The following is an 18,329-nucleotide window of genomic DNA, read 5'->3' on the forward strand; positions in this document are numbered from 1 at the left end:
TTTTGTCCGAAAGCGGATGCAGTCCATAGTTTAACCGCCCCTACCGGCATGCCTTGAAAGGTTGCTTTCATGTCTGAAGAAGACGACATCATCCTCGCTGATCTGTCTGACGAAGAACTTGTCGAACAGATGATGGATGACCTGTATGATGGTCTGAAAGAAGAGATTGAGGAGAGTGTGAACATTCTTCTCGAACGCGGCTGGACGCCCTATGATATTCTGACCAAAGCGCTGGTGGCGGGCATGACGATTGTCGGCCACGACTTCCGCGATGGCATTCTGTTTGTGCCCGAAGTGCTGCTGGCCGCCAATGCAATGAAGGGCGGCATGTTCATCCTCAAGCCGCTGCTGGTCGAAACCGGCGCGCCGCGCATGGGCAAGATGGTGATCGGCACTGTGAAGGGCGATATTCATGATATCGGCAAAAACCTTGTCGCCATGATGATGGAAGGCGCAGGGTTTGAGGTTGTTGATCTGGGGATCAACAACTCGGTTGAAAGCTATCTGGATGCGCTGGAAAAGGAACAGCCCGACATTCTGGGCATGTCCGCACTTCTGACCACAACCATGCCCTATATGAAGGTCGTGATCGACACGCTGATCGCACAGAAAAAGCGCGATGATTACATCGTCTTGGTGGGTGGCGCGCCCCTGAACGAAGAGTTTGGCCGCGCAATCGGGGCAGATGCCTATTGCCGCGATGCCGCAGTCGCGGTCGAGACGGCCAAAGAATTCGTGCAGCGCAAGCATAACCAGATGGCGGCTGGCTGAATTCTGGCTGGTGGTTTTGAAATTGAAAGCGGGCTGACCGATGGTCAGCCCGCTTTTTTGAGTATTTTTGGCAAGAAAATGAAGCTGTCGTTCAGTCCACAAAGGCTTTTTCGACGACATATTCGGCAGGCGACGAATTCGCCCCCTCATTCAGGCCCGCATCTTCAAGGATTTTCTTGATATCTAGGTTGAAGCCAAGCGAGCCGCAGACCATCGCGCGGTCTATGCTTGGGTCAAGGGGCGGGATGTTCAGGTCGGTGAACACTTTGCCAGAAGACAGATTGTCAGTCACACGCCCCATGCGCACGCTGTCTTCGCGCGTGGTGGTGGGGTAATACAGCAGCTTGTCGCCCACCAATTCGCCAATCAGCGGGTCATCCGGCAGCGCTTCGATCAGATCGCGGCCATAGGTCAGTTCGGCCACCTCGCGGCAGGTATGCATGACGATGACCTGCTCATATTTCTCCCATGTCTCTGGGTCGCGCAGCAGCGAGGCGAAAGGCGCGATGCCCGTGCCTGTGGCCAGCATCCACAACCGCTTGCCCGGCAGCAGCGCATCAAGCACCAGCGTGCCCACGGGCTTGGGCCGCAAGATCAGGTCATCCCCGGGCTGGATGTGCTGCAAGCGCGATGTCAGCGGGCCGTCAGGCACTTTGATGGAATAGAATTCCAACTCCTCATCCCAAGACGGCGATGCGATGGAATAGGCGCGCAAGAGGGGTTTGCCATTGTCGCCCAGCAATCCGATCATGACAAACTCCCCCGAGCGGAACCGCAAAGACCGGGGCCGTGTACAGCGAAAGGCAAACAGATGGTCGGTGTAATGGGTCACCGATGTGACGGTTTGCGCATCTGGCAAAGTGGGGGTCGGTTTGGGGGCGATTGCGCTATGTTCGGTCATTCGGTCTGCTTTCCCTTGAAAGGTGGCGCATCATCCTGCGCGGGGCATTTGGCCTTGGCTATCTGTCACGGCGTATTTACGCCTTGATTCACATCAAGATCAAGTCAGGGCTTTTTCATAAATCGCCGCGCATGTAAAATATAATTCCACAACCCTTGCAGTCACCTTGCAAATATCAGAATAATTTTCTATCCACCTGCGAAATGATAGAAAGGATTACGCAAGTGGCCCATGATCTGGATGAATTGGATCGCCGGATTCTGATAGAATTGCAACAAGATGCCAGCCAGTCACTGGATGATATCGCGCGCAAGGTCAGTTCCAGCAAGACACCTGTGTGGAATCGCATCCGAAAATTGCGCAAGGCGGGCATTATCACGCGCGACACTGTGCTGCTGGACCCGGAGGCGCTGGGGCTGGAGGCCTGTTTCTTCGTTCTGGTGCGCACCTCGGCGCATGAGGCCGACTGGCAGGCGCGGTTTCTGCATGCCGTGCGCGCCCGACCAGAGGTGATGGAGGCCCACAGGCTTGCAGGTGATATCGACTATTTGCTGAAAGTGCGCGTGCCCAATGCACGGGCCTATGACCGCTTCTATCAGGCGCTGATCTCAGAGGTGACGATTCACAATGTCACCGCATTGCTGTCGATGGAAGAGATCAAATTCACAACCGAATTGCCGCTTGAGCACACGAAAAGCTGATCGGCGCGGCGCATAAACCCGATGGCAGATTGCATGATCTGGCCTATGCTGAGGGCGTTTAAACATGCAGGAGGGCGCGATGCGCTATTTTTTGGCCCCTTTCATTTTCATGGCCACATTGGGCGCCGCACAGGCCCAACCGTTTCCGCAATTGTATGATGTGCAGGATGTGGCCGCCAGTGATGCGCTGAACATCCGCGCAGAGCCATCAGCCAGCGCCGCGATTATCGGCACATTGGCGCATGATGCGCAAAGCATCGAAGTCGTGGAAGGCAACGAAACTGGCAATTGGGGGCGTGTGAACAGTGGCGAAGGAGCGGGCTGGGTCAATCTGCGCTATATGAGCGCGCGCGGGGTACATATTGACAATTACAACCTGCCCGACGGGCTGTTTTGCTTTGGCACCGAGCCGTTCTGGTCTGCCTCGAACATTGGTGGTGCCTTGCATTATGACACGCCAGATGCGCCCGGTCAGGATATGCCCGTGTGGATTGCACAAGATAGCGGCATTGCAGATGATCTGCGGCGCATGGTGCATATGGGCGGGATCGGCGGGCAGGCAACGGCCTTTATCTACCCCGCAAGCTGCAATGACGGGATGAGCGACCGCTCATACGGGCTGGCGATCAGCCTGATGACCGCGCCCGACGCGCCCCTGCGCAGCGGGTGTTGCACGCTTAGTCGCTAAGCGCGGGACGGTCCAGCGCGGCGATCCACCGCTCTAACCGCGCGCGGTTATTGCCCATGTCGGAATGGCCAAAGCGCGCCCGCGCAAAGCCCAGCAGCATGGCCCCCTCGCCTGCCGGTTCGATCAGGATCGAGGTGTAATCGGGAAAGCCCATCAGGGGGGTGCGCGTGACATAGGTCATGTGATGCGCCTCCACAGACCCTGCAAGTAGCGTAGCCCCGTCTGCGCGCGCCACTTCATCCAGCCGCGCGGCCAAGGCGTCGGGGGGCATCTGAAACACTTGTGGCATGGCGTCGCCCCCCACCATGCGGATCAGGTGAAAATTCGGCGTGCCGGGCCGCGACACAAGGCGCGGGTCTTCGTGCCAGCGCGCAGGGTCTGACGGGGCAAGGCGGATATAAGCCGCAAGCGCCACAGCGGCCACCACAGCCCCCAGAAGTATAAGCTTGATCATGCGCAGCCCTTTTCCTGCAAACCCCGACAATAGAGGCAAATCAACTCCATGCCCACATGCGCGCCCATAATCGCGGTCACGCCCGCAGGGTCATGGCCGGGTGACACTTCGACCACGTCGCCACCCTTCATGTTGATCCCTGACAATTCGCGCAGGATGACGGCCACCTGATTGGGGGTCAAGCCGTTCCAGACAGGGGTGCCGGTTCCGGGCGCAAAGGCGGGATCGAGTGCGTCAATATCGAAACTCAGGTAGCATGGCGTCTGCCCCACGATGGCGCGCAGCTTTGCCGCCACCGCCTTTGGCCCGATCTCATGCGCCTCGAACGCGTCGATCACATGCAGGCCCAGATAATCCGCGCATTCGGTGCGAATCCCGATCTGGACCGACGTGGCCGGATTGACCAGCCCTTCGCGCACCGCCTTATACATCATCGTGCCATGGTCGATGCGCGCGGGGTCATCATCGGGCCAGAGGTCGGAATGGGCATCGAACTGGATCACACTAAGCGGGCCGAACTTTGCCGCATGGGCGCGCAGAATGGGCAGGGTGATGTAATGATCCCCCCCCAGCACAAGCGTGCCCGCGCCCCCGTCAAGGATCGTGGCAATATGCGCGCGCAGGGTTTCGGGGAAGTCCTGAATGCGGGCAAAGTCAAAGGCCAGATCACCGTAATCGATGATGCTATACTCTGTCAGCGGGTCGAACCCCCAGCCATAGGGCGGGTAGCAGGGTTGCAGGCTGCTGGCCTCTCGGATCGCGCGCGGCCCCATGCGTGTGCCGGGACGGTGCGACGTGGCCTGATCGAAAGGCACGCCGGTGACCGCCAAATGAACGCCTGTCAAATCCTTGGTATATCTGCGCCGCAAGAAGCTGGTCGCGCCGCCAAATGTGTTTTCAAAGGCCAGCCCTTGCAACGCTTGCCGCTGAAACGCGCCGTCAACTTCGGTGCCGGGTTTTTCGAATGCCATTTTGTTTTCCTCTGCCCTGACTTCAGTTATCTCTGCCAAAAGGCCGAAGGACAAGCAAATGCTGTATGAAGCGACAGGGTATGAGCCCACGACATGGCCAGACAGCTATTGGCGTGCATCCAGCGCCCGCCTGCCCGGTTTTCCGCCGCTGGACGGCCAGACGCGCGCGGATGTGGCCATAATCGGCGCAGGCTATGCGGGGCTGAATGCCGCGCTGGAACTGGTCGAGGACCACAGCGCAAATGTCGTCGTGCTGGAAGCCGCCCAACCCGGCTGGGGTGCCTCGGGGCGCAATGGGGGGTTTTGCTGCCTTGGCGGCGCGCGGCTGGATGCGGGCCAGATCACGCGGCGCATGGGGCGGGATGCAGCGCAGGATTGGGACAGGTTTGAACATGCCGCCATCGCACGGGTGAAGGGCAATCTGGCGCGCTACCAGATTGACGCGCAAACGACCGAGCCGGGCGAGATGTTGCTTGCCGCAACCCCCCGCGCATGGGCGCAGATGCGAACACAGCCACTGCCACAGGGCGGCGCGCTGCTGGACCGCGATGATCTGTGCGCGCAAGGACTGAACACCGGCACCTACTTGGGCGGTCGATATGTTCCGCAGGGCTTTGGCCTGCACCCGTATGCCTATGCCACAGGGCTGGCACGCGCGGCGCAACAGGCGGGCGTGCGGCTGCATGGCGAAAGCCGCGTGACGCAGATTGCGCCAAATCCCGAGGGTTGGCGGCTGAGCACTGCGACAGGGGCGGTTGTTGCGCGGCAAGTGCTGATTGCCAGCAACGGCTATAGCGACGAGCGCCTTGTCCCGTGGCTTGCGCGGCGCATTCTGCCTGCCATCTCGAACATATTGGTAACACGCCCCCTGACAAAGGCAGAGCTTCAGGCACAGGGCTGGACGCGGCATCTGATGGCCTATGACGACCGCATCCTGCTGCATTACTTCCGCCTGTTGCCGGATAACCGCCTGATGTTCGGCGCGCGCGGGGGGCTGTCGTTTGAACCGGCCTCTGTCGCGCGCTTTGGCCAGCGCGCGCGGGCAGAGTTTGACCTGATCTTCCCGCAGTTCCGTCAGGCGGAAACCGAATTTGCATGGAACGGGCTGGTCTGCCTGACGGCCTCTCGCGCGCCCTATATCGGCCCGGTGCCGGGGGCAGAGGGGCTTTGGCTGGCGCTTGGCTGGCATGGCAACGGGGTGGCGGCGGCATCCGAAGGGGGGCGCTGTGCGGCGCGCGCCATTATGGGCGATGCGGGCGCACCCCCTGCCCTTGTGCGCCGCCCGCCCCCGCGCTTTGTGGCCCCGCGCAAATGGGCACTGGCTGCGGACATGGCCCTAGCTGGGCTGGTCGATGGCCCGATGCGCGCGCGCCCGAATTAAGCTGCGGCTTGCAACATCCCCTCGCGCTGCAAATGCGCATGGGTCTGGTCCAGCGTCTTGCGCGCCCGTGCGACCAATGCATCCATGTCATCTGTCGAGATCACCAAGGGCGGCGCGATGATCAATCGGTCCCCCACATGGCGCATGACCAGATTGTTGCCAAAGGAATATTCGCGCGCAATATATCCCACAGTCCCTGCCTCTGCAGCAAAGCGCGCGCGGCTGGCCTTGTCCGGCGTCAGCGCAAGGCTGGCCATCATCCCGCGCGAGACAGCCTCGCCCACCAGCGGGTGATCCGCCAGCGCCCCCCATGCCTGCGCCAGATAGGGTGCCGCCTCGGCCCGCACGCGCGCAATAATTCCTTCCTCTTCCAATATGCGCAGATTTTCCAGCGCGACCGCGGCCGCAACAGGATGGCCGGAATAGGTATAGCCGTGGTTGAACTCGTCTTGCGCAATGGTATGCGCCACCTCGTCACACACGATCGAGCCGCCGATGGGCTGGTAGCCCGAACTTAGCCCCTTGGCGATGGTCATGATATGCGGGCGGATACCATAGCTTTGCGACCCGAACCAATGGCCCAGGCGGCCAAAGCCGGTGATCACCTCATCCGCGATCAGCAAGATGCCGTATTTGTCCACAATACGCTGGATTTCGGGCCAGTAGCTGTCGGGCGGGATGATGACCCCCCCTGCCCCTTGCACCGGCTCGGCAATAAAGGCGGCGACGTTTTCGGCGCCCAGCTCAAGGATTTTCTCCTCCAGCTGGCGCGCGCGGGCCAGACCAAAAGCCTCGGGCGTCATCTCGCCTCCCTCACCCCACCAATAGGGCTGGTCGATATGCACGATGCCCGGAATTGGCAGCCCGCCTTGCGCATGCATGCCCGCCATACCGCCCAGACTGCCCCCCCCCATGGTCGAGCCGTGATATCCGTTATGGCGCGCAATGATCGTGCGGCGCGCGGGCTGGCCTTTCAGCGCCCAATACTGGCGCACCATGCGGATATTGGTGTCATTCGCCTCTGAACCGGAGCAGGCGAAAAACACATGGTTCAGATCGCCCGGCGCAAGCTCTGCCAGTTTGGCCGCCAGCGTCAGGGCGGGCACATGGCTGGTCTGGAAGAAAGTGTTGTAATAGGGCAGCTCGCGCATCTGGCGCGCCGCCGCCTCGGCCAGTTCCTCGCGCCCATAGCCGATATTGACACACCACAGGCCTGCCATACCGTCAATCAGCTCGGCCCCGTCGCTATCTGTCAGGCGCACGCCCTTGGCGCGTGTGATGATCCGCGCGCCCTTCGCGCCCAAAGCCCCGTTTGCGGTGAAAGGGTGCATGTGATGGGCCGCATCCAGCGCCTGCAATTCAGCAGTCGGCGCAGTGTTGCTTAATGTCATGTGAATTTACCTTTTCAACGCAGATTTACGCGACAGGATACGCCGCGCCAAAGTCGCGTCAAGCAATTTGATCAAATTATTGCGGCGCGCCGAACAGCCCCGCATCCAGCCCTGCGCGAATATTGGCCACCCCTTGCGCGATATCGGCAGAAATCGCATCCGACAATGCCGCGCCATCGCCCGCTTCAATCGCCGCCAGCGCGCGTTTGTGGTTGTCGGGCTGGCGCAATGGCGCGCCCAGACACACCACACGCAATGACGGGCCAAAGCGCAGCCACAAAGACGCCGCCAGCGCCTCCAGCACCTGCGCGCCTGCACAGGCATAGAGGGTGAAATGAAACCCGTGGTTTTCGCGCAAATAGGCTGGTATATCCCCGCGCGCAATCGCGCGGTCCAGACGCGCATCAATCGCACGCAATTGCCCCAGAACCGCCATATCACAGTCCAATAGCGCCTTTTGCGCAAGCCTCACCTCGACCGCCTCGCGCGCATAACCCAGATCTTCCAGCGCGCCCATATCCAGACGCGGCACGCAAACCCGACGATTGCCCAACAGGTGCAGCGCGCCTTCGGCGATCAAGCGCCGGATTGCCTCGCGCACAGGGGTCATCCCCAAGCCCAACTGGCCTACCAACCCTTCAATCGTCACTGCGGCACCGGGTGCAAGGTCGCCAAACAACACCATGTCACGCAACCGCTCATATGCGATCTGATGCGCGGGCAGACGGTCATTCATGCGTCACGGCCCCAAAATCCCCAGATGCCACAGTATTCATTTTCTTGCTCCAAATACTCAAAAAACGCCGGACACAGGCCCGGCGCTTCCATATTGCCCCGTCCTGCAAATGCATTCAGAAAAACGCCTGCAACCCGGTCTGCGCGCGGCCCAAAATCAGCGCGTGAATATCATGTGTGCCTTCATATGTGTTCACGGTCTCCAGATTCATCATGTGGCGGATAACCTGATATTCCTCCGCGATGCCATTGCCGCCATGCATGTCGCGGGCCATGCGCGCAATCTCCAGCGCCTTGCCGCAATTGTTGCGCTTGATCAGACTGATCATTTCGGGCGCGCCCTGCGCCTCGTCCATCAGCCGCCCCACTTGCAAGGCCGCTTGCAGGCCAAGGGTAATTTCTGTCTGCATATCGGCCAGCTTTTTCTGGAAAAGCTGGGTCTGTGCGATGGGCTTGTCGAATTGCTTGCGGTCCAGCCCGTATTGGCGCGCGGCGTGCCAGCAGAACTCTGCCGCCCCCATCACCCCCCATGCAATGCCATAACGCGCGCGGTTCAGACAGCCAAATGGCCCTTTCAGCCCTTCGACATAGGGCAGCAGCGCATCCTCGCCCACCTCAACCCCGTCCATCACAATCTCGCCGGTGGTCGAGGCGCGAAGCGACAGTTTGCCCTCGATCTTGGGCGCAGACAGCCCTTTCGTGCCTTTTTCCAGCACAAAGCCGCGGATTTTGCCGCCATGTGCGTCGGATTTGGCCCAGACCACAAAAACATCGGCAAAGGGGCTGTTCGAGATCCACATCTTGGCGCCGGTCAGCCGGTAGCCGGTCGCGGTTTTTTCGGCGCGGGTTTTCATGCCTGCGGGGTCCGAGCCTGCATCGGGTTCGGTCAGCCCGAAACAGCCAATCAGCGCCCCCGAGGCCAGTCCGGGCAGGTATTTCTGGCGCTGCTCTTCCGACCCGTAGGCATAGATCGGATAGATCACCAAAGACGATTGCACCGACATCATCGACCGGTAGCCCGAATCCACGCGCTCAATCTCGCGCGCGATCAGGCCATAGGTGACATAGGACGCGCCAAGCCCGCCATATTCTTCGGGCAAGGTTGCGCCCAGCAAGCCCGCCTCGCCCATCAGGGCGAACAATTCGGGGGCCGATGTCTCATTGCGGTATGCTGCGATGACGCGCGGTTGCAGGGTGGATTGCGCAAAACCGGCGGCCGCATCGCGCAGCATGCGTTCATCCTCGGTCAGCTGGCTTTCCAGACGCAGCGCATCTTCCCAGACGAATTTGCCCAGATCGGGGGCATCTTTGGCCTTCAGGGCGGGTTTATCGAGTGGCATGGCAACCTCCTTGCGTCGCGTATCGGTCAGGAAGAGATATATAGAAGCTTGCCCCCATAAGAAAGGTGATGGCGTGTGATTTCGTGCAGGCGCGATGGTGCTTGCGATGGCGCGCAACGATTGTAATAACGCGCCATGGTCAAAGCACTTCCCCAATTCTCTTGCACCGCCTGTGGCGCAACCCACCGCAAATGGGCGGGGCGTTGCGAAGCTTGCGGCGCATGGAACAGCATTGTCGAGGATCAGCCCCTGTCCAAAGGGCCGGGCACACGGGTGGGCAAGGGGCGCAGCATCGCACTCAGCACGCTTGCCGACTCGGAAGCACCCCCCCCGCGCAGCGCGTCCAATATCGCCGAGCTGGACCGCGTGTTGGGCGGCGGGCTGGTTGCAGCATCGGCCATTCTGGTGGGCGGTGACCCCGGTATCGGCAAATCCACACTTTTGCTGCAAGCGGTGGCCGCTTTCGCCAATTCCGGCCTGAACTGCATGTATATCTCGGGCGAGGAGGCGGCGGCGCAAGTCCGGCTGCGGGCCGCGCGGCTGGGGTTGTCGCAGGCCAAGGTGCAACTGGGGGCCGAAACCAGCCTGCGCGATATCCTGTCTACGCTGGACGCAGAACGCCCCGATCTGGTGGTGATCGATTCGATCCAGACAATGTGGCTGGATACGGTCGATTCGGCACCCGGTTCCGTCTCTCAGGTGCGGGCGGCAGCGCATGAGCTGGTCAGTTTCGCCAAACGGCGCGGCGTGTCGGTGGTGCTGGTGGGCCATGTCACCAAGGAAGGCCAGATCGCAGGGCCGCGCGTGGTTGAACATATGGTCGATACGGTCTTGTATTTCGAGGGCGAGCGCGGGCACCAGTTCCGAATCTTGCGCGCGGTCAAGAACCGTTTTGGCCCTGCCGATGAAATTGGCGTATTCGAGATGACGGGCGCGGGGCTGGCCGAGGTTGCCAACCCGTCGGCGCTGTTTTTGTCCGAACGCGGCACCCCTGCCCCCGGTTCTGTTGTTTTTGCCGGAATCGAGGGCACGCGCCCCTTGCTGACCGAAATTCAGGCGCTGGTTGCCCCTTCTACCCTTGGCACGCCGCGCCGGACTGTGGTGGGGCTGGATTCGGCGCGCCTGTCCACCATTCTGGCAGTGTTGGAGGCGCGTTGCGGCATTCCTTTTGCGGGGATGGATGTGTTTTTGAATGTCGCGGGCGGTATCCGCGTGCATGAACCTGCCGCCGATCTGGCAATTGCCTGCGCGCTGTTATCGGCGCGCGAAGACATCGCAGTGCCAGCCGACACAGTGGTTTTTGGTGAAATCAGCCTGTCTGGCGCTCTCAGACCCGTTAACCAGACCGAAAACAGGTTGAAAGAAGCGCAAAAACTTGGTTTCTGCGCAGCTATTGCGCCCCGGCTACTGAAACCTGCCTCAACACCGGGAATTGTTTTGAAGGAAATGCCCGATCTGGCAGAAGTTGTCGGGCAGATTTTTGGCGCCGGTTGAGTGTGGCGCAAGGTATAGGAGACGGGCATGGAAGGCTTTAATATCGTCGATGCAGGCGTTGCGGTGGTGATAATCGTATCGGGCATTCTGGCCTATTCGCGCGGCTTCATGCGAGAGGCGATGGCGATTCTGGGGTGGGTCGCAGCCGCAGTGCTGGCATATATCCTGGCCCCTGCGGTGCAGCCCCTTGTGCGCGAAATCCCCTATTTGGGCAGCTTTCTGGGCGATAGCTGCGAATTGACGGTCATTGCCTCTTTTGCGGTGGTCTTCGCAGTGGTGTTGGTGCTTGCCTCGCTGTTCACGCCGTTGTTTTCATCTTTTGTACGCAATTCCGCGCTTGGCGGCATTGATCAGGGTGCGGGCTTCCTGTTTGGCATCGCGCGCGGAATTTTGCTTGTGGCCATTGCCCTGCTGGTCTTTGACCGCGCGGTTCCAGCGGGATCGGTTGAACAGGTTGAACAATCGCGCTCTGCATCCGTGTTTGCGCAGCTTTCGGGCAACCTGAACGAGGCCGTGCCAGATGACGCCCCGAACTGGCTGGTTCAGAAATATGAAGATTTGGTTGCCAATTGTCGGTGATCCCTTGCGTTCGGCGCGTGACAGTGCCTGCCAGATGCGTTAGGAGGGCCGCATCTGCAAATGACATGCGAGTGCTCCATGCTCAGCCATCCGTTCGATGACGACAAGCTGCGTGAAGAATGCGGCGTTTTTGGGTGTATCGGGGTTGAGGATGCGGCGAATTTCGTAGCCCTTGGCCTGCACGCCCTGCAACATCGCGGTCAGGAAGCGGGCGGGATCATCACCCACCATCCTGACACCGGCTTTCATTCTGCCCATAGATTCGGGCTGGTGCGCGACAATTTCACCAAAACAGGTGTGATCGAATCGCTGCCCGGCTCTATCGGGATCGGGCATGTGCGCTATTCCACCGCCGGGTCCAAAGGGGCCACGCAAATCCGCGATGTGCAGCCTTTCTTTGGCGAGTTTTCGATGGGCGGTGCGGCGCTTGCGCATAACGGCAATATCACCAATGCCGATGCGATCCGGCGCGAGTTGATCGAGCGCGGCTCGATCTTTCAATCCAGTTCGGACAGCGAATGCCTGATCCATCTGATGGCGCGGTCGTTCCAGAAAACGATTCCCGAACGAATGAAAGACGCGCTGCGCCGCGCGGAAGGCGCGTTTTCCATCGTCGCCATGACGCGCACCAAGCTGATTGGCGTGCGCGACCCGCTAGGCGTGCGCCCGCTGGTGCTGGGCCGGTTACATCAGGGCTGGGTGCTGGCATCCGAGACCTGCGCGCTGGACATCATCGGGGCCGAGTTCGAGCGCGAGATTGCACCGGGCGAGATGGTTGTGATCAGCGACAAGGGTGTGGAAAGCGTCCAGCCCTTTGCCGCGCAGAAATCACGCTTTTGCATCTTTGAACATGTCTATTTCTCGCGCCCTGACAGCTTTTTCGGGGGCCGCTCGGTCTATGAAACCCGCCGCCAGATTGGTGTGGAACTGGCCCGCGAAGCGCCGGTCGAGGCCGATATGGTCTGCCCTGTCCCCGATAGCGGCACGCCTGCCGCGATTGGGTTTAGTCAGGAATCCGGCATCCCCTTCGCGCTGGGGATCACGCGAAACCAATATATGGGCCGCACTTTTATCGAGCCGTCGCAGGCGATCCGGTCTATGGGCGTGCGCTTGAAACTGAATGTGAACCGCGCGCTTATTCGCGGCAAGCGGATCATTCTGGTGGACGATTCCGTTGTGCGCGGCACCACCAGCCAGAAGATCAAGGAAATGATCATCGAGGCAGGCGCAGCAGAGGTGCATTTCCGCATCGCCTCGCCGCCCACGGCTTGGCCGTGTTTCTACGGTGTGGACACGCCAGAGCGCGAAAAGCTGCTGGCCGCGAACATGTCCGAAGAAGAAATGCGCGATCATATCGGCGTGGACAGCCTGAAATTCGTGACCCTTGACGGGTTGTACCGTGCGGCGGGCGAAGCAGGGGGCCGCAACAGCGCCTGCCCGCAATATTGCGATGCCTGCTTCTCGGGGGAATACCCTGTCGCGCCGCATGACATGATCGAGCGTGGTTTCACCCCCAAACAAGCGGCGGAATGAGCGCAAGCGTCACCTTCCGCCCGCATCATTTCCTGTGTGCGCTGGGGTTTCAGGGCAAGGGCTATTCCGACCGCTTCACCGCCAATATGGCGGGGATCGTGAAGCGACTGCGTGCACCGGATGGTGGCGCGGTCAAGATTGAAGTCACATTTCAAGCCGACAGTATCTGCGCCCCCTGCCCGCACAAGCGCGGCCAGTCCTGCGAGAAAGCGGGCAAGATTGCAGCCTTGGACATGCGCCATGCACGCGCGCTGTCCGTGGCGGATGGGGATTGCCTGACATGGGCTGACGCGCAGGCTCGGATTGTGGCGCAGGTACCGCCGGGGTCACTGGCGCAGCTATGCAAGGGCTGCCAATGGCTGGAACTCGGCCTGTGCGAGGCTGCGTTGCGCACGCTTCACACTGGCCAGACAGAAAAAGGGCGGGGTTAACCCCCGCCCGTTTCAATTCCGAAATCTTCGGCCCAATTAGCCAAGGCGCGATTTCAGGGCAGCAAAGGCCCCCGTGACGATCAGCGCTGCAACTGCAGCCTTGACCACTTCGCCCAGCAGGAACGGTGCAGCCGCCGCCATGAATGCGCCCTGAAGGTCCAGCGGGGTTGCCGCAAACAGCCACAGCACACCGGGCACGAACAAAACCGCTGTCGCAAGCAAAGCGGCCGCAAACAGCCCAAAACCTTTGGACAGGCCCCGCTCGACCAGCCAGCCCATGACAAATGCCATCGCGACAAAGCCGAACAAAAAGCCCGCTGTCGGCCCCATCAGCGGTGCAAGCCCGAACGCGCCGCCCGCAAACACAGGAAAGCCCATTGCGCCCTGCCCCAGATAGGCCACCAGTGTGGCCCCGGCCAGCCGTGCGCCATAGGTCAGGCCGATCAGCATGATTGCCAGTGTTTGCAGTGTCATCGGCACTGGGAACATCGGCACGCTGACCTGCGCTGCCGCCGCCACAAGAAGCGAGCCGGACAGAACCATTGCCACTTTGCGCGCAATCGTATCATTGCCGCCAAGCGCTGTGACCAAGGGAGTAGTATGAGCCATGTCGGACCCCTTTTGTTGAAGCCTATTTCCTGCTTTATGCGACAGCACAGCCTGCGTGGCAAGAGTATGCTGTGGTGTTCGCGCAGACATGGCCTGCCGACTGCCGCGATATAGCCCCTTTCCCTTGCGCTTGTGGCCCGAAGCGGCTATGAGCGCGCCAACCTTCCGCCAAGTTTGGAACCGGTGCAGCTCTCGTAGGCAGGGGTGGAAGGGGTGTTCCTGTCTTTTGAAATGCACCTATGACACAGATTGGAGATCGCATGCCGCTATACGAGCATGTCATGATCGCGCGTCAGGACCTGTCGAACACACAGGCCGAAGCGTTGATCGAACATTTTGGCGCTGTCCTGACCGATAACGGCGGGACACTCGTGGATCACGAGTATTGGGGCGTCAAAACGATGGCCTACAAGATCAACAAAAACCGCAAGGGGCATTATGCCTTTTTGCGAACCGATGCACCTGCCAGCGCTGTTCAAGAAATGGAACGCCTGATGCGTCTGCATGATGATGTGATGCGCGTGCTGACCATCAAGGTGGATGCGCATGAAGAAGGCCCCTCGGCCCAGATGCAAAAGCGTGACGACCGTGAGCGCGGCGACCGTGGCGACCGTGAACCACGTCGTCGGGCATCGTGAAGGAGATCTGAATCATGGCTACAAAACCGTTTTTCCGCCGCCGCAAGGTCTGCCCATTCTCTGGCGATAACGCGCCCGCGATTGACTATAAAGACACGCGCCTGCTGCAACGCTACATCTCGGAGCGTGGCAAGATCGTGCCTTCGCGCATTACTGCCGTTTCGGCAAAGAAGCAGCGTGAACTGGCCCGCGCCATCAAGCGCGCACGGTTCCTGGCCCTGCTGCCCTACGCTGTGAAATAAGGAGAACGAGACATGCAAGTTATCCTTTTGGAACGCGTGGCCAAGCTTGGCCAGATGGGCGACGTTGTCAACGTCAAGCCCGGATATGCGCGCAACTACCTGCTGCCACAGGGCAAAGCCCTGCGTGCATCCAACGACAATATCAAGTCGTTTGAAGTGCGCAAGGCAGAGCTGGAAACCCAGAACCTTGAAACCCGCAAAGAAGCGCAGGCCGTTGCCGCGCGTCTGGAAGGGGAAACATATGTCGTGATCCGTCAGGCCTCTGACGGTGGTGCGCTGTATGGGTCGGTCAGCCCGCGCGATGTGGCTGATCTGCTGGCAGAAGCTGGCGTCAAGGTTGAGAAGCGCCAGATCGTTATCACCAAGCCGATCAAGCTGCTGGGTCTGCACACAGCCCTGATCAACCTTCACCCCGAAGTCGAGGTTGAGGTCGAACTGAACGTGGCACGTTCGGCAGAAGAAGCGCAGCTGCAAGCTTCGGGCAAGTCGATTCAGGAATTGGCCGCAGAAGAAGAAGCTGCTGCCGAATTTGAAATCTCGGAACTGTTCGATGATATCGGCGCTGCGGGCATGGATGACGACGAAGATCCACGCGGCCAAGGCCGCAATGATGACCCACGCGACGCCTGAACCCGGGCGATGCCGTGAAAAATGCATAATGCCCGCCTGTTTGGCGGGCATTATTTTGGAAGATTATCCCAAATCCCGACGAATCTGCGGAAATTTGTATCAAATCGGCACCTTTGGGCGTGATTTTCAGCTTTTTTGCATTTTGAATGCTTGTCCAGACAGGCCAATCACCATACATATTCAGCTAATTGAACGTATCTAATCCCATAGGCCAGCCGCGAAGGCCGTTCTCGACAGGAATAGACCATGTCGCTTGACCACGACCTTGCCGATACCGAAACCGCAGAACGCGATGCGCCCATGCGCGATGATGAGGGGCACCACTCCGAACTGGCGCCCGTCGATATGGTGGAACAGGCGCAGGCGGCGTCGTGTTTTCTAAAAGCACTGGCGCATGAAGGACGGCTGATGATTCTGTGTCATCTGTCCTCGGGCGAGAAATCCGTCACCGAACTGGAGCATCTGTTGCACTCGCGTCAGGCCGCCGTCAGCCAGCAACTGGCGCGTCTGCGCCTTGAGGGGATTGTGTCCTGTCGCAGAGATGGCAAGACAATCTATTACGCGCTGCATGACCCGAAAGCGGCACGTCTGATCGGCGTTGTCTACGAGATGTTCTGCGCACAAGCCAAGCCCTGATTTTCCGTGACCCCGTTGCAGTGCTTGGCTATAGTCAGGCACAAGGCAGGTCTGATATCCGGGCCACCTGCGGGAGGAATATCGATGTGGGAACTCTCACCTTCGGTGATGGCTGGTGGGGCTGGCATGGTGGGGGGAATAGCCCTTGGCTACGCAGCCCGCATGGGCGATTTCTGCACATTGAATGCCATTGAAAGTGCGGCCTATGGCGGCGACCAGCGCCGCGCGCGGCTTTGGGGTGTGGTGCTTGGGGTTGCCATTCTGGCGGTGTTTTTCGCCGAAGCGATGGGTTTTGCGCTTATTGGCGAAAGCCCCTACCATCAGATCGCGTTCAACCCGCTGGCGGCCATTTTCGGCGGGTTGCTGTTTGGCTATGGCATGGCGCTTGCCGGAAATTGCGGCTTTGGGGCATTGGTGCGGCTGGGGGGCGGCGATCTGCGGTCTTTCCTGATTGTGATGATCATGGCAGTCTCGGGTTTCATAGCCCTTGCAGGCCCGCTTTCGCCGCTGCGCACGGCCCTTTTTCCACAGCTGGAGGCTGAAGGCCCGCAGGGCTTTGCGCATGCTTTCGCCGCGATGTCGGGCCTGTCGCCGCTGGTGGTTGCAGTGCCTGTTGCACTGGCGCTGATAGGGTTTGGGCTGGCGCATCCGCATCTGCGCCACGCACCGCGCACAATCGGATGGGGCGTTGTGGTGGGGCTGTCGCTTGCCTATGCCTTCATCGCCACATCGGTCTTGCGTCTGGAAACCCTCGATGCTGTGCCGGTAGAGGGGTTCACCTTCACGGCACCGCTGGGCCGCACGATCCTGTATCTGATGACATCCAGCGCGGGCGGGCTGAATTTCGCGGTCGGGTCTGTCGTGGGCGTTGTCGCGGGCGCAGCCTTTGCGGCGGCATGGCGCCGGCGCTTTCGCTGGGAAGCCTGCGAAGACCCGCGCGAACTGGGCCGGCAGGTGGCAGGGGCCTGCCTTATGGGCGTGGGCGGGGTGATTGCTGTCGGCTGCTCCATCGGCCAAGGCGCATCGGCCATGGCAACACTGGCCTTCTCGGCCCCGCTGGTTTTTGTCAGCATCGTTGCGGGGGCCATGTTCGGGTTGCGCCAGTTGTTGCGCGGGTTCCAATCGGCCTGACCCATGTTGCGCGCGCCGGATTGGCGCCATGCGGGGAGCTTTGCACCTGAAAAGCCCCCCGCGCCGGTTCGGATCGCTTGCGAAGACCGCAAAGACAGGGCATCACAGCGGGGTGAAACTGCGTAAGAAGTCCCATGAGCCGAATCTGCCAGATTGAAATAGACGATAGCGGGCTGCCAACCCCCACGCCCGAAATTGAACAGGAACGCAAAGTCGCGGTGTTCGACCTGCTGGAAGACAATTCCTTCCAGCTTCTTGCGCGTGAGGGGCAAAAACCCCCGCCCGGCCCCTTTGCGATGCGGCTTGCCATCCGCGACCGGCGTTTGGTGATTGCCGTATGTGACCAAGCAGGGGCCAATCTGGGTGAAATGCTGCTGTCGCTTGGCCCCTTCCGGCAGGTGGTGAAAGATTACTACCAGATTTGCGGCAGCTATTTCGAGGCGGTAAAGCGCCTGCCTCCCAGCCAGATCGAAGCCATCGACATGGCGCGGCGCGGCATTCACAACGAGGGCGCACGCATTCTGCAAGAACGGCTGGAGGGCAAGGCCGATATGGATATCGACACCGCCCGCCGCCTGTTTACCCTGATCTGCGTTTTGCATTTCGGGGGCTGAATGGCGCAACGCTTCCCCTCTTCGGTGCTGTTTTGCTGCGACCATAACTCGGTCCGCTCGCCCATTGCTGAAGGGCTGATGAAGAAACTGTACGGCCAGCGCGCCTATGTCCAGTCCGCAGGCGTGCGCAATGACCGCGAGGTGGACGGCTTCTCGGTCGCGGTCAGCCTTGAAGAAGGGGTGGAACTGGACAGCCACCGCGCGCGCTCGTTTGAAGACATGGTCGATTGGGGGGATGATCTGTCAGGGTTCGACCTGATCATCGCGCTTTCGCCCGCCAGCCAGCGGCAGGCGCTGGAACTGACCCGCTTTGCCCATATAGATGTTGAATACTGGCCGGTCATGGACCCGTCAGGCCTGGGCGAGACGCGCGAGGCCAAGCTTGCCGCCTATCGTCAGGTTCGTGACCAGATCAAGGAACGGCTGCTGGCCCGCTTCGGGCCACCCACAGAAAGGTAG

At 60.4% G+C, this 18,329-nt stretch carries 22 protein-coding genes; 15 read left to right on the forward strand and 7 right to left on the reverse strand.

The genetic code is table 11. The features are described from left to right. Nucleotides 1-69 precede the first annotated feature (69 nt). The gene (locus BG455_RS12485) at nucleotides 70-771 is read left to right on the forward strand and encodes a corrinoid protein (protein ID WP_071470335.1); all 702 of its coding nucleotides are present in this window, start codon (nucleotides 70-72) and stop codon (nucleotides 769-771) included. A 91-nt stretch (nucleotides 772-862) separates the two neighbouring features. On the opposite strand, the gene BG455_RS12490 is transcribed toward BG455_RS12485, so the two are convergent. After that, nucleotides 863-1,672: a ferredoxin--NADP reductase gene (locus BG455_RS12490; protein ID WP_071470336.1), complete on the reverse strand. Its 810-nt coding sequence runs from the start codon at nucleotides 1,670-1,672 to the stop codon at nucleotides 863-865. A gap of 203 nt (nucleotides 1,673-1,875) precedes the next feature. On the opposite strand from BG455_RS12490, the gene BG455_RS12495 reads away from it, so the two are divergent. Together BG455_RS12495 and BG455_RS12500 are read left to right on the forward strand one after the other, a co-directional pair. Continuing rightward, nucleotides 1,876-2,373, forward strand: coding sequence for an Lrp/AsnC family transcriptional regulator (locus BG455_RS12495; RefSeq protein WP_071470337.1), 498 nt, complete (start codon nucleotides 1,876-1,878; stop codon nucleotides 2,371-2,373). Nucleotides 2,374-2,452: 79 nt separating this feature from the next. Next, complete coding sequence (locus BG455_RS12500) at nucleotides 2,453-3,061, forward strand: COG3650 family protein (RefSeq protein WP_071470583.1); 609 nt, start codon at nucleotides 2,453-2,455, stop codon at nucleotides 3,059-3,061. On the opposite strand, the gene BG455_RS12505 is transcribed toward BG455_RS12500, so the two are convergent. Together BG455_RS12505 and speB are read right to left on the reverse strand one after the other, a co-directional pair. Beyond that, nucleotides 3,051-3,515 carry a DUF1499 domain-containing protein gene (locus tag BG455_RS12505; protein ID WP_084386378.1) on the reverse strand — a complete coding sequence of 155 codons (465 nt, stop codon included), beginning with the start codon at nucleotides 3,513-3,515 and terminating at the stop codon, nucleotides 3,051-3,053. The genes BG455_RS12500 and BG455_RS12505 overlap by 11 nt on opposite strands. After that, nucleotides 3,512-4,486, reverse strand: a complete 975-nt coding sequence (speB, locus tag BG455_RS12510; RefSeq protein ID WP_071470338.1) for an agmatinase — start codon at nucleotides 4,484-4,486, stop codon at nucleotides 3,512-3,514. The genes BG455_RS12505 and speB overlap by 4 nt, the downstream gene beginning before the upstream one ends. A 58-nt stretch (nucleotides 4,487-4,544) precedes the next feature. On the opposite strand from speB, the gene BG455_RS12515 reads away from it, so the two are divergent. After that, nucleotides 4,545-5,867 (forward strand): NAD(P)/FAD-dependent oxidoreductase, encoded by a 1,323-nt coding sequence (locus BG455_RS12515; RefSeq protein WP_071470339.1) that lies wholly within the window; start codon nucleotides 4,545-4,547, stop codon nucleotides 5,865-5,867. Here BG455_RS12515 and BG455_RS12520 read toward each other — a convergent pair. From BG455_RS12520 to BG455_RS12530, 3 genes are all read right to left on the reverse strand, one after another. After that, nucleotides 5,864-7,258: an aspartate aminotransferase family protein gene (locus BG455_RS12520; protein ID WP_071470340.1), complete on the reverse strand. Its 1,395-nt coding sequence runs from the start codon at nucleotides 7,256-7,258 to the stop codon at nucleotides 5,864-5,866. The genes BG455_RS12515 and BG455_RS12520 overlap by 4 nt on opposite strands. Before the next feature lie 76 nt (nucleotides 7,259-7,334). Beyond that, nucleotides 7,335-7,994: a GntR family transcriptional regulator gene (locus BG455_RS12525; protein ID WP_071470341.1), complete on the reverse strand. Its 660-nt coding sequence runs from the start codon at nucleotides 7,992-7,994 to the stop codon at nucleotides 7,335-7,337. Between the two features lie 115 nt (nucleotides 7,995-8,109). Beyond that, the gene (locus tag BG455_RS12530; protein WP_071470342.1) at nucleotides 8,110-9,333 is read right to left on the reverse strand and encodes an acyl-CoA dehydrogenase; all 1,224 of its coding nucleotides are present in this window, start codon (nucleotides 9,331-9,333) and stop codon (nucleotides 8,110-8,112) included. Nucleotides 9,334-9,468: 135 nt separating this feature from the next. Here BG455_RS12530 and radA point away from each other — a divergent pair, with 135 nt between their 5' ends. The 4 genes from radA to BG455_RS12550 all read left to right on the forward strand — a co-directional run bounded on the left by radA (nucleotide 9,469) and on the right by BG455_RS12550 (nucleotide 13,370). Next, entirely contained in the window at nucleotides 9,469-10,827 is a 1,359-nt protein-coding gene (gene radA, locus BG455_RS12535) for a DNA repair protein RadA (RefSeq protein ID WP_071470343.1), read from the forward strand. A gap of 27 nt (nucleotides 10,828-10,854) precedes the next feature. Further along, nucleotides 10,855-11,406, forward strand: coding sequence for a CvpA family protein (locus BG455_RS12540; RefSeq protein ID WP_071470344.1), 552 nt, complete (start codon nucleotides 10,855-10,857; stop codon nucleotides 11,404-11,406). Between the two features lie 78 nt (nucleotides 11,407-11,484). Then, nucleotides 11,485-12,939 carry an amidophosphoribosyltransferase gene (purF, locus tag BG455_RS12545; protein WP_071470345.1) on the forward strand — a complete coding sequence of 485 codons (1,455 nt, stop codon included), beginning with the start codon at nucleotides 11,485-11,487 and terminating at the stop codon, nucleotides 12,937-12,939. Continuing rightward, the gene (locus BG455_RS12550) at nucleotides 12,936-13,370 is read left to right on the forward strand and encodes a DUF1284 domain-containing protein (RefSeq protein WP_084386380.1); all 435 of its coding nucleotides are present in this window, start codon (nucleotides 12,936-12,938) and stop codon (nucleotides 13,368-13,370) included. Before purF ends, BG455_RS12550 begins: the two co-directional genes overlap by 4 nt. 36 nt (nucleotides 13,371-13,406) lie before the next feature. On the opposite strand, the gene BG455_RS12555 is transcribed toward BG455_RS12550, so the two are convergent. Continuing rightward, complete coding sequence (locus tag BG455_RS12555) at nucleotides 13,407-13,979, reverse strand: biotin transporter BioY (protein ID WP_071470346.1); 573 nt, start codon at nucleotides 13,977-13,979, stop codon at nucleotides 13,407-13,409. Nucleotides 13,980-14,239: 260 nt separating this feature from the next. Between BG455_RS12555 and rpsF the strand changes: the two genes are divergently transcribed. From rpsF to BG455_RS12590, 7 genes are all read left to right on the forward strand, one after another. After that, a complete protein-coding gene (gene rpsF, locus BG455_RS12560) occupies nucleotides 14,240-14,617 on the forward strand; it encodes a 30S ribosomal protein S6 (RefSeq protein WP_071470586.1) in 378 nt (125 codons plus the stop codon). Between the two features lie 14 nt (nucleotides 14,618-14,631). Then, nucleotides 14,632-14,859: a 30S ribosomal protein S18 gene (rpsR, locus tag BG455_RS12565; RefSeq protein ID WP_025061827.1), complete on the forward strand. Its 228-nt coding sequence runs from the start codon at nucleotides 14,632-14,634 to the stop codon at nucleotides 14,857-14,859. A 12-nt stretch (nucleotides 14,860-14,871) separates the two neighbouring features. Continuing rightward, on the forward strand, nucleotides 14,872-15,489 hold the full coding sequence (rplI, locus tag BG455_RS12570; protein ID WP_071470347.1) for a 50S ribosomal protein L9: 618 nt from the start codon (nucleotides 14,872-14,874) through the stop codon (nucleotides 15,487-15,489). 300 nt (nucleotides 15,490-15,789) lie between these two features. Next, nucleotides 15,790-16,125 carry an ArsR/SmtB family transcription factor gene (locus BG455_RS12575; RefSeq protein WP_071470587.1) on the forward strand — a complete coding sequence of 112 codons (336 nt, stop codon included), beginning with the start codon at nucleotides 15,790-15,792 and terminating at the stop codon, nucleotides 16,123-16,125. An 84-nt stretch (nucleotides 16,126-16,209) separates the two neighbouring features. Further along, nucleotides 16,210-17,256: a YeeE/YedE family protein gene (locus BG455_RS12580; protein ID WP_071470348.1), complete on the forward strand. Its 1,047-nt coding sequence runs from the start codon at nucleotides 16,210-16,212 to the stop codon at nucleotides 17,254-17,256. A 134-nt stretch (nucleotides 17,257-17,390) separates the two neighbouring features. Further along, nucleotides 17,391-17,870, forward strand: coding sequence for a UPF0262 family protein (locus tag BG455_RS12585; protein WP_071470349.1), 480 nt, complete (start codon nucleotides 17,391-17,393; stop codon nucleotides 17,868-17,870). Further along, entirely contained in the window at nucleotides 17,871-18,329 is a 459-nt protein-coding gene (locus BG455_RS12590; protein WP_071470350.1) for an arsenate-mycothiol transferase ArsC, read from the forward strand. It begins immediately after the preceding gene.

Source organism: Roseinatronobacter thiooxidans, from assembly GCF_001870675.1.
Lineage (GTDB): Bacteria > Pseudomonadota > Alphaproteobacteria > Rhodobacterales > Rhodobacteraceae > Roseinatronobacter > Roseinatronobacter thiooxidans.